The organism is Gluconobacter vitians (assembly GCF_015244565.1).
Classification (GTDB): Bacteria; Pseudomonadota; Alphaproteobacteria; order Acetobacterales; family Acetobacteraceae; genus Gluconobacter; species Gluconobacter vitians.
The window spans coordinates 1-13,330 of sequence record NZ_JABCQG010000017.1 but is presented as its reverse complement, the minus strand read 5'-3'; the positions used below and the strand labels follow the sequence as shown (position 1 = coordinate 13,330).

At 60.2% G+C, this 13,330-nt stretch carries 12 protein-coding genes; 5 read left to right on the top strand and 7 right to left on the bottom strand.

Annotation, left to right across the window (positions count from 1 at the left end):
- The first annotated feature begins 60 nt into the window (after positions 1 to 60).
- From HKD24_RS11990 to HKD24_RS11980, 3 genes are read left to right on the top strand one after another with little or no spacing between them, the layout of a single operon-like run.
- A complete protein-coding gene (locus HKD24_RS11990; RefSeq protein ID WP_194260495.1) occupies positions 61 to 1,440 on the top strand; it encodes a lytic transglycosylase domain-containing protein in 1,380 nt (459 codons plus the stop codon).
- A 59-nt stretch (positions 1,441 to 1,499) separates the two neighbouring features.
- The gene (locus HKD24_RS11985) at positions 1,500 to 2,048 is read left to right on the top strand and encodes a peroxiredoxin (RefSeq protein ID WP_194260494.1); all 549 of its coding nucleotides are present in this window, start codon (positions 1,500 to 1,502) and stop codon (positions 2,046 to 2,048) included.
- The gene (locus HKD24_RS11980; protein ID WP_194260493.1) at positions 2,045 to 2,632 is read left to right on the top strand and encodes a DUF1643 domain-containing protein; all 588 of its coding nucleotides are present in this window, start codon (positions 2,045 to 2,047) and stop codon (positions 2,630 to 2,632) included. Before HKD24_RS11985 ends, HKD24_RS11980 begins: the two co-directional genes overlap by 4 nt.
- A 30-nt stretch (positions 2,633 to 2,662) precedes the next feature.
- Here the strand turns inward: HKD24_RS11980 and HKD24_RS11975 are convergent, their stop codons facing one another.
- On the bottom strand, positions 2,663 to 3,295 hold the full coding sequence (locus HKD24_RS11975) for an FtsQ-type POTRA domain-containing protein (RefSeq protein ID WP_194260492.1): 633 nt from the start codon (positions 3,293 to 3,295) through the stop codon (positions 2,663 to 2,665).
- A 297-nt stretch (positions 3,296 to 3,592) separates the two neighbouring features.
- Between HKD24_RS11975 and HKD24_RS11970 the strand changes: the two genes are divergently transcribed.
- Both HKD24_RS11970 and HKD24_RS11965 read left to right on the top strand, forming a co-directional pair.
- Positions 3,593 to 5,152 (top strand): carbohydrate porin, encoded by a 1,560-nt coding sequence (locus tag HKD24_RS11970; protein WP_194260491.1) that lies wholly within the window; start codon positions 3,593 to 3,595, stop codon positions 5,150 to 5,152.
- Positions 5,153 to 5,301: 149 nt separating this feature from the next.
- Entirely contained in the window at positions 5,302 to 7,566 is a 2,265-nt protein-coding gene (locus tag HKD24_RS11965; protein ID WP_194260490.1) for a TonB-dependent receptor, read from the top strand.
- Positions 7,567 to 7,653: 87 nt separating this feature from the next.
- On the opposite strand, the gene HKD24_RS11960 is transcribed toward HKD24_RS11965, so the two are convergent.
- From HKD24_RS11960 to HKD24_RS11935, 6 genes are all read right to left on the bottom strand, one after another.
- On the bottom strand, positions 7,654 to 9,216 hold the full coding sequence (locus tag HKD24_RS11960) for a carbohydrate porin (RefSeq protein WP_194260489.1): 1,563 nt from the start codon (positions 9,214 to 9,216) through the stop codon (positions 7,654 to 7,656).
- A 216-nt stretch (positions 9,217 to 9,432) separates the two neighbouring features.
- A complete protein-coding gene (locus tag HKD24_RS11955; RefSeq protein ID WP_194260488.1) occupies positions 9,433 to 10,932 on the bottom strand; it encodes a peptide MFS transporter in 1,500 nt (499 codons plus the stop codon).
- Between the two features lie 36 nt (positions 10,933 to 10,968).
- On the bottom strand, positions 10,969 to 11,118 hold the full coding sequence (locus tag HKD24_RS11950; RefSeq protein WP_194260487.1) for a hypothetical protein: 150 nt from the start codon (positions 11,116 to 11,118) through the stop codon (positions 10,969 to 10,971).
- Positions 11,119 to 11,122: 4 nt separating this feature from the next.
- Entirely contained in the window at positions 11,123 to 12,049 is a 927-nt protein-coding gene (locus HKD24_RS11945; RefSeq protein ID WP_194260486.1) for a DnaJ C-terminal domain-containing protein, read from the bottom strand.
- Positions 12,046 to 12,204, bottom strand: a complete 159-nt coding sequence (locus HKD24_RS11940) for a hypothetical protein (protein WP_167494596.1) — start codon at positions 12,202 to 12,204, stop codon at positions 12,046 to 12,048. Before HKD24_RS11940 ends, HKD24_RS11945 begins: the two co-directional genes overlap by 4 nt.
- 47 nt (positions 12,205 to 12,251) lie before the next feature.
- A complete protein-coding gene (locus HKD24_RS11935) occupies positions 12,252 to 13,199 on the bottom strand; it encodes an alpha/beta hydrolase (RefSeq protein ID WP_194260485.1) in 948 nt (315 codons plus the stop codon).
- Positions 13,200 to 13,330 lie beyond the last annotated feature (131 nt).

Genomic DNA, 13,330 nt, shown 5'->3' with positions numbered 1-13,330 from the left:
CCGTAATCCCCGTGTATGCTTGACCTATTGAGACAAGTTTTCCTCAGGTGCCCAGACCCGATGCCCAGACCCGTCTTTCCGACCCAGTCCACCGCCCGCGCGCTGTCTCTCATCCGTGCGGGTGCTGCCCTCGGTCTGATCGGACTGCTCGCGGCCTGCGCCAGCACCAATGCCGATATGGGGTCGTCCTCGGAACTTCCGGTCTCGCAGGAAGCGGCCAATTACCGCGCTCATGCGAAGTCCTATTATGCCCCTCCCGGACCGCCAGAGGATCCCTGGGGGCCGTATATCCAAGAAGCGTCCAGCCGCTTCGATGTGCCTGAAGCCTGGATCCGGGCTGTCATGCAGCAGGAATCCGGCGGCCATCTTTTCGATCATAACGGCAATTTCATCACTTCGGTTCCCGGCGCCATGGGCCTGCTCCAGCTCATGCCGCCGACTTATGATGACATGCGCCAGCAATACGGGCTGGGCGAAGATCCTTTCGATCCGCATGACAACATCCTCGCGGGCACGGCCTATCTGCGCCAGATGTACGATATTTACGGCTCTCCGGGGTTCCTCGCAGCCTATAACGATGGGCCGGGCAGTCTGGACCGTTATCTCCGTCGCGGGCGCGCCCTGCCCCGTGAGACGCGGCGCTATGTTGCGGCCATCGGGCCGCATATTGCCGGTATTACACCGCATAACCGCTCTGCCGCTGACCTTCTGGTGGCGCAGCACGACCCCAATTCGCAGGTCATGCTGGCCCAGAACACGCAGTCTGCTGACATAGCTCCGATCACCGCACCGTCCGAGCGGCAGGCCGTCAGTGCAGCCTGGAGCCATCGGGAAGCTGCCGAAACATCCTCCGACGACTCAGCCGAGCCTGATACGTCTGCAAGCACGAGCACGGCTTCAACACAGGCCGCGCCGGTTCAGGTCGCATCCGCAAGCGCCGCCGCAGCTCCAACCAGCATCAGCGCAGCCTGGGCCGCACGAGGCTATGCTCCGACACCCGCTCGCCCCGCGGTTCAGGAGGCTTCCGTGCCTGCGGATGACGTTGCGGACAGCCGCGTGACAGCTCAGGAAATCCCGATCGGCCATCACCTGCAGCCCCAGCCGATCATGGCGGTCATGCCGGCAACACGGCCGCAATATCACATGTCCCTTCCGGCAACGTCCTCGTCGTCCCGTAGCACCGCAGCGACGGGAAACTGGGCCATTCAGGTCGGCGCCTTCGCCAATGCAAGACAGGCAGGCATCGCAACCTCCGCAGCGCACAGCAAGGGCGGCATTATGGTCGCCTCTGCCCGATCACAGGTGGAAAGCGTTCGGAATGGCCGTTCGAATCTGTATCGTGCCCGTCTGACAGGGCTGACGCATGAAAATGCAGTTGCAGCATGCCGCCGTCTGTCGCACGGTTCTCCGTGTGTCGTGGTTCCGCCCGGCGCACACTGACTGCTTTATTTCCGGGCCTGTTTCAGGCCCACTTTTTTTAGACAGGGATACAAACCCCGATGCGCCGCTTCCTTGCAACGACCGCTTTCTGCGCCGTCGCCCTTTCCGGCGCCCTGACGATCTCTCCGGCGCATGCTGCACTTGAAACCGGCACACATGCCCCGGATTTCTCGGCTCCTGCCAGCCTTGGAGGGCACGAGTTCACCTATCATCTGGCCGATGCTCTCAAGACCGGCCCGGTCGTGCTGTATTTCTATCCGGCAGCCTTCACGAAGGGCTGCACGATTGAAGCCCACGAATTTGCGGATGCAGTCCCGGAGTTCAAGGCGCAGGGTGCCACCGTTATCGGCGTGTCCATGGATCCGATCGACAAGCTGGACCGCTTTTCAGTCAGCGAATGCCGCAGCACCTTTGCCGTCGCAGCCGATCCCACCGGCAAGATCACCCGCAGCTATGCCGCCAAGATGCCCCTGCTGCACATGGCCAGCCGTACGTCCTATGTCATTGCGCAGGACGGCCATATCGCCATGAGCTATGCCTCGATGTCTCCGGACGAACACGTCTCGCGCGCCCTGGCCGCAGTGAAGGCCCTGAAGAAAACTCCGTGAGCACACGTTCCCGGTCCACCAGTCCGGACCTGTTCGGACAGCATCATGTCGGCGATTCAAATCCGCTGAAACTGGCTGGCGACGTCACCAGCACCGCGATCTATGGCGGTCCGCAGGACTGTTACCGTTACACCCTGCGCCGCGTCTGGGACGACAGCCGCCCCATGATCATGTGGCTGATGATGAATCCGTCCGTGGCGACAGAGTTCGGCGATGACCGGACGGTTGCCAAATGCCAGCGTTATGCACGCGCCTGGGGCTATGGCGGCATATTCGTCGGCAACAGCTTTGCCTATCGGTGCACCGACCAGAAACGGCTGCTTGAGGTCACTGATCCCGTCGGTCCGGAAAACGATGCCCATCTGCTGGACATGGCCCGACAGGCCGATCTGGTTGTCCTGGCTTACGGGTCCCCGCAGGCCAAGGGTCTGCGCGCCCGCGGGACCGAAGTCGCCCGGATGCTGGCACATCACGGCATCAAGGTCACGGCGCTGCGCCTGAGCAAGAGCGGACGCCCAGAGCATCCGCTCTATCTACCCTCCGCCCTCACACCGCAGCCGCTCGATCCGAATTTGCTGGACTGAGCGAAGCTGCGGGCAGTGGTGGCCGTGCCGTCAGTTCGCGGACTTGCCGTCCTGCTCGTGGATCTCCCAGATCAGCACCACATGCTGGTCATGGTTGGGATAGGTCGCCTGCGGCTGGAACGACGCCCCGACATTCTTGCTCTTGTACAGAGCCTGAATGGCCTGCTGGTCGGACAAAAGCTGTTCATTCGAGACAGAGCCACCAACGCGGAGCTTCGTTGCCGCTTCCAGATCTGCGGTCGAGACCTTTTTGTTTCCGTGGAACTCCACCTTATCCAGCACCAGAGCGGTTGGCTGTGCCGCAGCACCGGCGGCCTGTTCTTCAAGGATCAGCTTGACGGAGACACCCTTGCCGGAAATCTTCATCTGCTCTCCCAGGCTCGCCCCGACATTGCGCGACGAATACAGGGTTCCCACCCGCTTCTGCGCGGCGGCCAGATCATTGCGCGTGACAGTATCACCGGCATGATATCCGAACGCCTGAAGAATATCCGCAGTCGAGACCTGCTGGTTGCCCTGAACAGCCACAGTCATCAACTTTAGCGGAACAGTCGCAGCCGGGATGGCGGCAGAAGCCTGCTCGGTGGTAATCATTCCGGGAAGGGTCGCCGCAGCGAGCGAAACGCCAAGGAAACCCGGGGCCAACAGGGAGCGAAGGAACATCTGGCAATCTCCTGTAATGAAAAAAAAGAGAAAATCTCTGATTTTTACGCTACAGGACTTCCCGGCTTTGGCAAATTACGCCAAGGCCATGTCGGAGAAACATCTCCGGCTCCATGCGTTCAGTATTTCCAAACTCTGGCGCGCCTCCTCGTTCGACCCTGGCGCCACGGGTTCGTCTGCGCGTACGAGACACGTACCGATACCAGCAGTCTTTCCGGGGCCTCACAGCGTTCCGGAAAGTTGGACGACCGCCAGTTTTCCGTTTCCTCAATTCCACTGAAAGGCCAAGCCCGCTTCATGACTGTACTCGCTTCTTTCGCCCGGACTTCTTCCCGAATCCGTTCCGAACACCTGCGGTCTGTCCTGATGGGGCTCTTTTCCGTTTCCGTTCTGGCCGTCACCGTCGAGAGCGCTCAGGCCCAGTCCGCGCCTGATCCCAACAGCGCCCGCAACCGCGTTTCCCGCGAAGCTGCGCTGTCCTCGCCCGCGCCCCAGAACAGCGAGACACCTGCCAATGGTGGCAGCAACACGCCAATCATGCAGAACACCGTTTCCGGCTTCAACCAGACGGCGGGTGATCCGGGCCCCTACTTCTCTGCTCCCATGGGCTCGCAGCATTTCCTTGGTGACTGGGGCGGCGTGCAGCCCTGGCTTCTCAAGCATGGCATCCATCTCATGGCCGCCATCAACGAAGAATTTGCCGGCAACTTCACGGGTGGCAAGCAGCTCGCCTATTCCGATGCCGGACAGGCTGGCATTGAACTGGATATTGACTGGGACAAGCTCGCAGGGATCCGGAACTTCTGGACCCATGCCCTGGTCGTGAACGGTCACGGTCAGAGCGTTTCGCGCAATTTCGGCGATTCCATTGCAGGCGTGCAGCAGATCTACGGCGCCCGAGGCAACGTGGTGGCCCATATGGTCGCGATGTATGGCGAGATGTCCTTCGTTCATAACCGTATCGACGTCAGCGCAGGCTGGATTCCGGTCGGCAGCTTCTTTGCCGCCTCCCCGCTGTTCTGCGACTTCATGAACGTCGCCATGTGCGGCAATCCCGCCCCGAACAAATACACCGAAGGCAACCGTGACTGGCCGTCGGGCAATCTGGGTGCGGTAGTCCGCGTGATGCCGACCATGGACACCTATATCATGGCGGGTCTTTTCGCTGTCAGCCCGCATTCCTATAACGGCGGTATCTCGGGCTGGTCCTGGGCGCAGTCGGGCCTTGGCAAGTTCTCGACCCCGGTTGAAATCGGCTGGACCCCGCGCTTTGGCCACAACCAGCTTCAGGGCCATTATGTCATCGGCTATTCCTACGACAATTCGCGTTACGCGAATCTGTATGAGGACATCCATGGCAATTCCTGGCAGGCCACGGGCCTGCCCCGTCGCTACGAAGCAGGCCGTAACAGCGCCTGGCTCATGATTGACCAGATGCTGATGCGCAATGGCCCCGGCAACACGAATGGCCTGATTGCCCTGGCCGGTGCGATGTACAGCGATGGCCAGACCGTTGCGATGCGTGATCATGAATGGGCCGGTGTGGTGGATACCGGGTCCGCATGGGGCCGTCCGCTTGATACGGTCGGTGCGATGTACCAGCATTTCGATATGAGCCATACGGCGGCCCTGCAGCAGGAATCGTCCCTGGCTCTCGGCCTGCCCTATCAGGATAACCAGTGGGGCGCGGTCTATGGCCCGCAGAGCCATGAGAACGTGTACGAACTGTTCTATTCCGCCCATATCGCCCGCGCGATGGCACTCCAGCCGGACTTCCAGTACATCCAGCGCCCGAGTGCAACGACGACATTCCATGACGCAGCCGTGCTCGGCGTTCAGTTTACCGTCGTCCTCTGAAGCACGCGAAACAGACCGACTTTTTTCGAAGCGGGGCCCGGCTGGGTCCCGCTTTTTCGTATCCGGTTACACTCAGCCATCACAATTTAATTGCGAATAAATCGCATTATCGTAAAACCGGTCCGACTGTTCATTGTTCCGAGGTTTTCGTGCGCGCATCGTTTTCTGCACCTGTTTCAAAGCCCCTGTGGGCTGCGCGCCTGTCCTGCCTCCTTCTGGCAGGAACAGCCTTTTCCGCCCTTGCCGCCGATCCTGTCCCTGCGCCTGCAACTTCGGCGCCTGCCCCATCAAAAGCCAAGGCGGCAGAGCCTGCCAAAAAGCCTGACACTACGGCTCAGCAGAGCTCTAGGGACGAGGAAATCATCGTCCGGGCCCGGCGGCGGGATCAGATGGAAGTCAGCAGCGGTGGGCAACTTGGGGCGCTGGGCAACAAGAAAGGTCTGGACGTTCCGTTCAACATCCGCAGCTATAATTCCAGCCTGATCCTCAACCAGCAGTCCCAGACGCTGGGTGAAGTGCTGGAAAACGACCCATCCGTCCGCACGACTTTCGGCTATGGCAATTTCTCGGAAATGTTCGTCATTCGTGGATTCGCCGTGGACGGCGACGACGTGTCGATCAACGGCCTGTACGGCATCACGCCCCGCCAGCTTGTCTCGCCCGAACTGTATGATCAGGTGCAGGTTCTCAACGGCGCCAGTGCATTCCTCAACGGCGCAGCACCGAGTGGCTCGGCGATTGGCGGCAATATCAACCTGCTGTTCAAGCATGCGACGAACGCCCCCCTCACCCGCATCACGGGCGACTACACTAGCAGCGCCATGGGCGGTGGCAGCATCGACGTCGGCCGTCGTTTTGGCGAGGACAAAGCCTTTGGTGTGCGCCTGAACGTCGCAGGCAAGAGCGGCGAAGATGCCGTGACGGACGAATACCGCCATTCCACAACGCTGGGCGCGGATTTCGACTGGCATGACCGCGACAACCGCACCCGCGTCACCATGGATATCGATTATGAAAACCAGGGCGTGAACGGTGGCCGGCCCGCGATCTTTCTGGGCAGCGACGTCACATCCGTTCCGCGCCCTGCTGCGCCCTCGCACAATTTCGGGCAGCGCTGGGTCTATAATGACCTGAACTATGTCTTCGGCATGCTGAACGTCGAGCATGACCTGACGAAAAACATCACGCTCTATGGCGCCTTCGGAGCCCTGACCAGCAACGAGAAGGGTAACTACTCCAACCCGACCGTGACCAATGGCATAACCGGCGCCGGAACTGCCGGTGCCATGTATGTGCCGTACGATCAGACCAACGAAAGCACCCGCGCGGGTGTCCGCGCCCATTTCCGCACCGGCCCCGTCCGCCACGAAATCAATGCCGGCGGCTCCGGCCTATGGGAAGACAGCGCCGCCGCCTATGCGATGGCCCTTACGCCCGGCGCGACCAACATCTACAATACGCCGCAATTCGCGTCCCCGGCCGAGACCTTCACCGGCGGTGTCGTCAACGATCCGCAGACGATCAACCGCACGCGCCTGTACAGCCTGTTCTTTTCGGACACGATGTCCTTCTTCCATGACCGCGTGGCCCTGACGGGCGGCTTCCGTTACCAGAACATGCGCATCAACGGCTATAATTACAGCACGACCGGTCAGGGCGCGATGTACAGTCACTACGATCAGGACGCCATCACGCCGGTCGTCGGTCTGGTCATCCACCCGACACGCCGGACTTCGCTGTATTTCAACCGTATCGAAGGGCTCTCGCAGGGACCAACCGCAACCGGCAACGTGGTCAATCTTGGCGAGATTTTCCCGCCCTACAAATCCACCCAGTACGAAGTCGGTGCCAAATACGACACGGGCCGTTTCAGCGCCGCTCTCGCCGTCTATGAAATTTCACAGCCGAATGCCTACTCAGTAGCCGTTGGCGATTCAGGGAAATATGCCTTCCGCGAAGACGGATTACAGCGCAACCGCGGCATCGAACTGAGCGTGAACGGTGAGATCCTTCCCGGCCTGCGCTTCAACGGTGGCGGCACGGTCATTCAGGCGGATCTGCACCATACAGCAGGCGGCCTTCAGGACGGCAACACAGCCATCGGCGTGCCGAACTACACGATCAACGGAAATCTCGAATACGATCTGCCGTTCCTCAAGGGGGCCACGGTCGTGGGCCGCGTGGTCAATACGGGCAAGCAGTGGGTCAACACGGCCAACACGCTGCACATCCCGGTCTGGACACGATTTGATCTTGCAGGGCGCTATACTTTCGTGACGCATCACAAGCCCATCACGTTCCGCTTCGGCGTCGATAACCTTGCCAACACGCGCTACTGGTCCTCGGCTTTCAACGGCTATCTGATGCAGGGCATGCCCCGCACCTTCAAGTTTTCCTTCACGACAGATCTGTAATCCGCCTCAGACTGCTGAAAACGAAAAACGCGCTCTCCCCTGCAGGAGCGGCGCGTTTTTCATGTCCTCTCTTCCGATCGGCAAAGATCAGAAGGTAATACCCGTCTCGAAATCCAGAAGCAGCGGGTTCTTGTAGCGGTTCGTGCCGCCCGTGCTCCAGATATACTGTGCACCCGGACGGATCACGAGCCACGGCGTCGGGCGCCAGCCATAGTTCAGTTCAAGCGCATGCTCGCCGGACGGCTTGTTGATGCCTTCGGCGCCGGCCGCCTGCATCTGACGGGCCCAGATCGTCAGCTTCGGATTTACCCACAGCATCTTCATGCCGATGCTGATCGTATCGTTCGGACGGTCACGGAACGTGCCCTTGCGGGTGATACCCCAGGTGATGAAATACGGTGCAACGGACGTGCGCGGATCACCCCAAGTAAAGGACGTGAACAGTGTCGTGCCGCGGTTCGGATCGCCCTGGTCGCGCTGGAGCATCCGGTCGAACTGGAACCAGCCACCGAACCGTCCGCGGACCTTTTCGCTCGGAGCCGAAATCAGGTACTGCGCCGGCACGCCAAAACTTCCGAGATGGGAATAGACGTCGCTGACTTCAGACGTATCCCAGTAGCCACCAATCTTGATGTTGGTCTGCAGCGGGCCGCTGTAATCGTCCTTGCCGCCCTGATGCCAGCCGAGCTGGAACGGCAGATAGGTGCCGGTCGCATCGTGGAGGTTCATTTTCCAGCCGTTATGCGTATTCGAGATCACCGGATCGACCGAATACGCACCGAACTGCACCAGATAATGGTCATTCCCGGCCGGATAGAACTTCACCCAGGCACCCGGATGGGCCGTCGGATACCAGCCATAACCCGAGTTCATTGCAATGGACTGCGGCATGCCGCAGATCGCATTCGATTCGAACTGGCAGTACTGGCTCATGCCCCAGTAAACCGAGGACTGCTCGAAATCGTTTTCGGTGTTGATCTCACCGACCTCGGTCGTGACGTATTTGTTCCAGGGCATTTCCCAGGACAGACGGGTCAGACGCACCGTCTCACCCGAACCGAAAATCTGCTGCGGGCTGTCCATCGCCGGCAGCGTGGCACCGATGCCCAGACCCTGACGCGCCGTGATCAGCGTGTGGAACATACCCAGATTCAGGCCGGTCAGCTTCTTGAGGTTGAAATCGACATTGATGCCGAATTCATCCGCATAGCGCACGGCCTTGGTCCTGCCGCCCATCGGATTGCCCGCACTGTCCTCAAGATAGTGCCCGCCGATATTGATGCCCTTGTCGGTCAGCCAGGTGCGCCAGCCACCCCAGTCACCCGTCATGGTGCTCTGGGTCAGCCAGTCATGAAATGATGCCGGAAAGAAGCGGTTTTCCGTTGAATCGGACGTCTTCGCAGCCGTCTCCACACCTGTTTTCGTAGGGGCCGGCTTCACGAGCAGTGGCACGGGCGTGATGGATTTCGTCTGGGTCTGTGGGGTGCCCATGGTTGCGGTGCTGGTGGCAGCCGCAGCTTTCTGGTGTCCGTCCACGACACCGGCGGGCGTGGTTTGTGCATGGCCCACAGATGCAACGCTGGGAAGCGCCACCGTCATGGCACAGGCGGTCAGTAAACCTTTGGTCCAATCCTGTCCGAACTTCCCCATCTTCGAAACTGTCTCCCCGTGGCACCATGGCAGCTGCCGACCTTCAGTCCGGCGGCGGGCCAATGTCATACAGACCGAAAACGGTCCAGAATAGAGGGACGAAGATGTCTGTTTTCATAATATGTCTCCGGCAACACAGTTTGTGAAAACCGGAGACAGATTTAATCGGGAGATTTCTCCCGGATTACAAAAGTTTAACGCTACAGTATTTCTGGCCTATTTTCCGATCACACTTACGTGTTCCTGATCCCAGCGCCGAGTCAGAGGCTCCAGAAATGCCAGAATGACCACGACCCCGGCTGCGACTTCACACAGCGTCCGGAAAAGCCCGGCATAGAGAATGGCCCCTCCACCTCCGGCCGCAAGTTCCGGTGGCAGCGCCGCCTGATTGGCAATGAGGCTGCCTCCATACATGGCAATCCCCCACATCAGGTACAGCGCACCCATCATGAAACCACTTAGCCGCGCCGGCGAATAACAGGCCACAACCGCCAGTCCCAATCCGATTGTCAGAAGCTCGCCCAGAGACAGGCAGCCATATCCCACGACCATGACCCAGGGTGACACCAGTCCATCCGAATGGGCAGCGGCCATCCACCACACACCAAACGCGATCGCTACCATGGCGTAACCAACAAGCATCTTCCGGGCGTGGGACATCTGTTTCTGCTGCCCCCCTGCGCGCTTGTACAGAAAGGCCAGAACCGGGCTGAGAATCATGATCCAGACAGAATTGAGAACCTGGAACTGTCCCGCCGACATGTGAAAGAGCGTGATGCCGCCGATCCGGTAGTCACCGGAAACGCCTCGGAGCGCAAACAGCGTCAGGGACGTCATCATCTGCTGGTAGAACACGAGATAAATCGTGCCCTGAAGGCCCAGCAGATAGGTCAGCCGCAATCCGGGACGCTCTGCCTGTGGCGCCTTTACATAAAGAGCGACCCAGAGTGCAGCCAAGCCCGCTCCGGCTGCAATCACGCAGAGCCGTGCCAGTGTATCACTGCCCAGAACCCAGGCATTGAAGACTGTCAGAAGGACAAGACCAGCCCCGACCAATCCGAAGCGCGACAGCTTCACCGGCTGTTTTTCGGTCGCGGGTGTGGACGATTCAAGCCAGCTGGAACGCAGCATGTAATAGACCAGCCCGATCCCCAGACCGACCGCACAGGTCGCGAAAGCCACCGGCGCGCCGTAGTGAATCTGAAGCCAGGGCGTCAGCATCATGGAAACAGCCGAACCGACATTAACGGACATGTAGTAAAGCGTGAATGCCGCATCGAGCGCGGCATCATCGCCCTTGTAGATCCGGCGGACCAGATTGCCGGCATTGGGTTTGAACAGCCCGTTTCCCGTGGAAATCAGGGCCATCGCCACCAGAAGCAGCGTATGGGACTGCAAGGCTGCGGCCAGAAAAGCATAGCCACAGGTCAGCAGCAGAGCCCCCATGACCGTCGTCCGCCGCGCACCCAGAACACGGTCGCCGATAAAGCCACCAATAAGGGGCGTAATGTAGGTCAGCGCCCCGAAGGCGCCCATCATGAGATTGGCAGCGGCATCGGTCATCCGGAGCTGTTCGACCATAAACAGCGTCAGGACGGCCTGCATGCCGTAATATCCGAACCGCTCCCACAGCTCGATGGCCAGAACAACCGTAAAAGCCTTGCGGCGCAGCCCCGGAGCGGAAGCCCCGGCCGGAGAAAAGGAGGAAGCGGTCATGCAGAACCCGTCAGAAACCAGAAGACGGGCCGCATCTTACGGCAAATGCCACTCCCCGGCGAGGATCAGTGCGTGCGTACTGATGAGGCAGAGAACCAGTACGAAGATCAGCGCCACGATGCCGCCGATGATGTCACTCCACGGCCATTCCGGCAGTCTCGACCGGACGCGACGCACCATCCCCATGTCTTCAGCTCTCCTGCTGGCTGAAGAAGGCCTCCAGCTCGGGGGAGACAGTACCGATATGAACCTGCAACGTCACCAGCAGATCACCGGCCGGATGCTTTTTATCCGCACCAATGCCACGACCGGACAGACGCAGGACCTTGCCGCTGTCAGAATGCTTCGGAATCTTGACCGAGACATCGCCTTTTGGCGTCGGGACCGCGATCTTGCCGCCCAGAATGGCCGTCTTGAGATCCACATCCTGCGTCATCCGCAGGTTCCGTCCCTCACGGACATACCGGCTGTCAGGCGTGACCGTGATTGTCAGGAGCGCGTCACCGGGCACACCCGGCTGACCATCCATTCCCGGACGCCCGGGCGAGCCCTTGCCACGCACGCGCAGGGTCTGGCCATCTTCCACACCAGGCGGAATACGGACCTCCGTATGGCCACCCTCACCCAGCGCCAAATCAAGCGACGTTCCCAGAACGGCCTGCTGGAACGAGATTGTCACGGCATAACGGCGATCAGATCCCTTGGACGCACGCCGTCCGGCCGAACCGCCGGGCTGGAAATCGCCGCTGAAGCCGCCACCAAACATGTCTGAAAAGAAGGACCCAAGGTCTTCCTGACTGAAGCCCCCCTGAAAGCCCTGTGCGCCACCACGCGGACCGCCCGCGCCCGGACCATATCCGCCGCCGCCAAAGCCACCGCCAAACGGACCACGCTCCTGACCTTCGGCATCGATCTCGCCACGATCGAAACGCGCGCGCTTTTCCTTGTCGCCGACGATGTTATAGGCCTGTCCGACCGCCTTGAACCGTTCCTCGGCCTTCTTGTCGTCCGGATTGTGGTCCGGATGGTACTGCTTGGCCAGTTTCCGATACGCGCTGCGGATTTCCTTGTCCGTTGCCGTTTTCGAAACGCCCAGTACCGAATATGGGTCGCTCATCTCATCTCCCCGTCTTCTTCAGGCCCCTCATCCAGCAAGGAAATCAGGACCGCAATGACTTCATCCTGCGGGAACCCGGCCCGCACACCGTCTGAGATCAGAGCCTGCAGTTTTGGTCGAAGATAATCCTCTGCGGGATGTCCGTCGTCTGCCATTTCTGATCCTCCGTTATTCCCAGATGTGTGATCGCACGGGGCTGGGGTCAATGTTTCAGGACAAACTCTGCAATATCAGACACTACTGCACCATCCAGCGGCAGTGATCCATCCGCAGCCGGAGCCACACCCAGATCTGCAAGAGGATGGATCACATTGGGCAGCAGAACGACCTGCGCCTTCGGATCAGCTGCCTTCAGCAGGGGCAGATCTTCAGTTGCGCTGACCTGACGATCCGCCGCTCCCTGAATGATCAGGACCGGACCGTGATACGCCCTGAGCAGAGCCGCAGGATCATGATGAAAAAGATCGATCATGAAATCCTGAATGGCTGGATGAAACAGCTGGCGCAGACCGGGATGAAGCGTCTGGACATCCACATGATGCCCGGCTTCGAGCGCACCGATCGCACTGTCGATCTGCGGCAGCACGGTCTGTGCGGAAGGCATGGCATGAAGCTGGCCCCGCAGAACTTCGCCCAGAGGCCGACCGGGAGTGGACAGAAGGATCAGTCCGCAGATATCGGCCTGTCCCTGCACGGCCGCCAGGGCGACAAGTCCACCCTCGCTATGTCCTGCGAGCCAGACACAGCGCACCCCGACCTTGCCTCGAATAACGGAAATCCAGTTCCGCACATCGGTGGCATAGTCTGCGATCGTAACGTGATTACCATCCGCTACGGCCTGTTTGCTGCCGAACATGCCCCGCTTGTCGATCCGGACGGAAGAAATGCCGCGTTTCGCCAGCCCGTCCGCAATCTGCCGCAGTGTCGCAGGCTTCGGGCCCAGAGCCGAGTTCCCGTCCCGATCCGTCGGCCCGGATCCCGGAATCATCAGGACAACGGGCGCACCAGCTCCCGCATTCACGAAGGTCCCTGCCAGAGGCCCCAGAGGACCGGGCGCTTCAATGGCCGAGCTTTGAGCCGCAAACGCATGGGACGGCAGTCCGTAGAGACCCGACAGGAACAAGAGGAAACGAAACACTGCCGGCTTCATTCTGCGTCTCCTGTTCAGGTGTCCAGCGCTTCCGCCTTAGCGTGTAAAGGCTCTGACGAAAGCGTTCTGCTGTTTGACTTCGACGGGGAGTCTGGTGTCGGTGAGGGCTTTGCCCTGCCATCCGGCGCCGA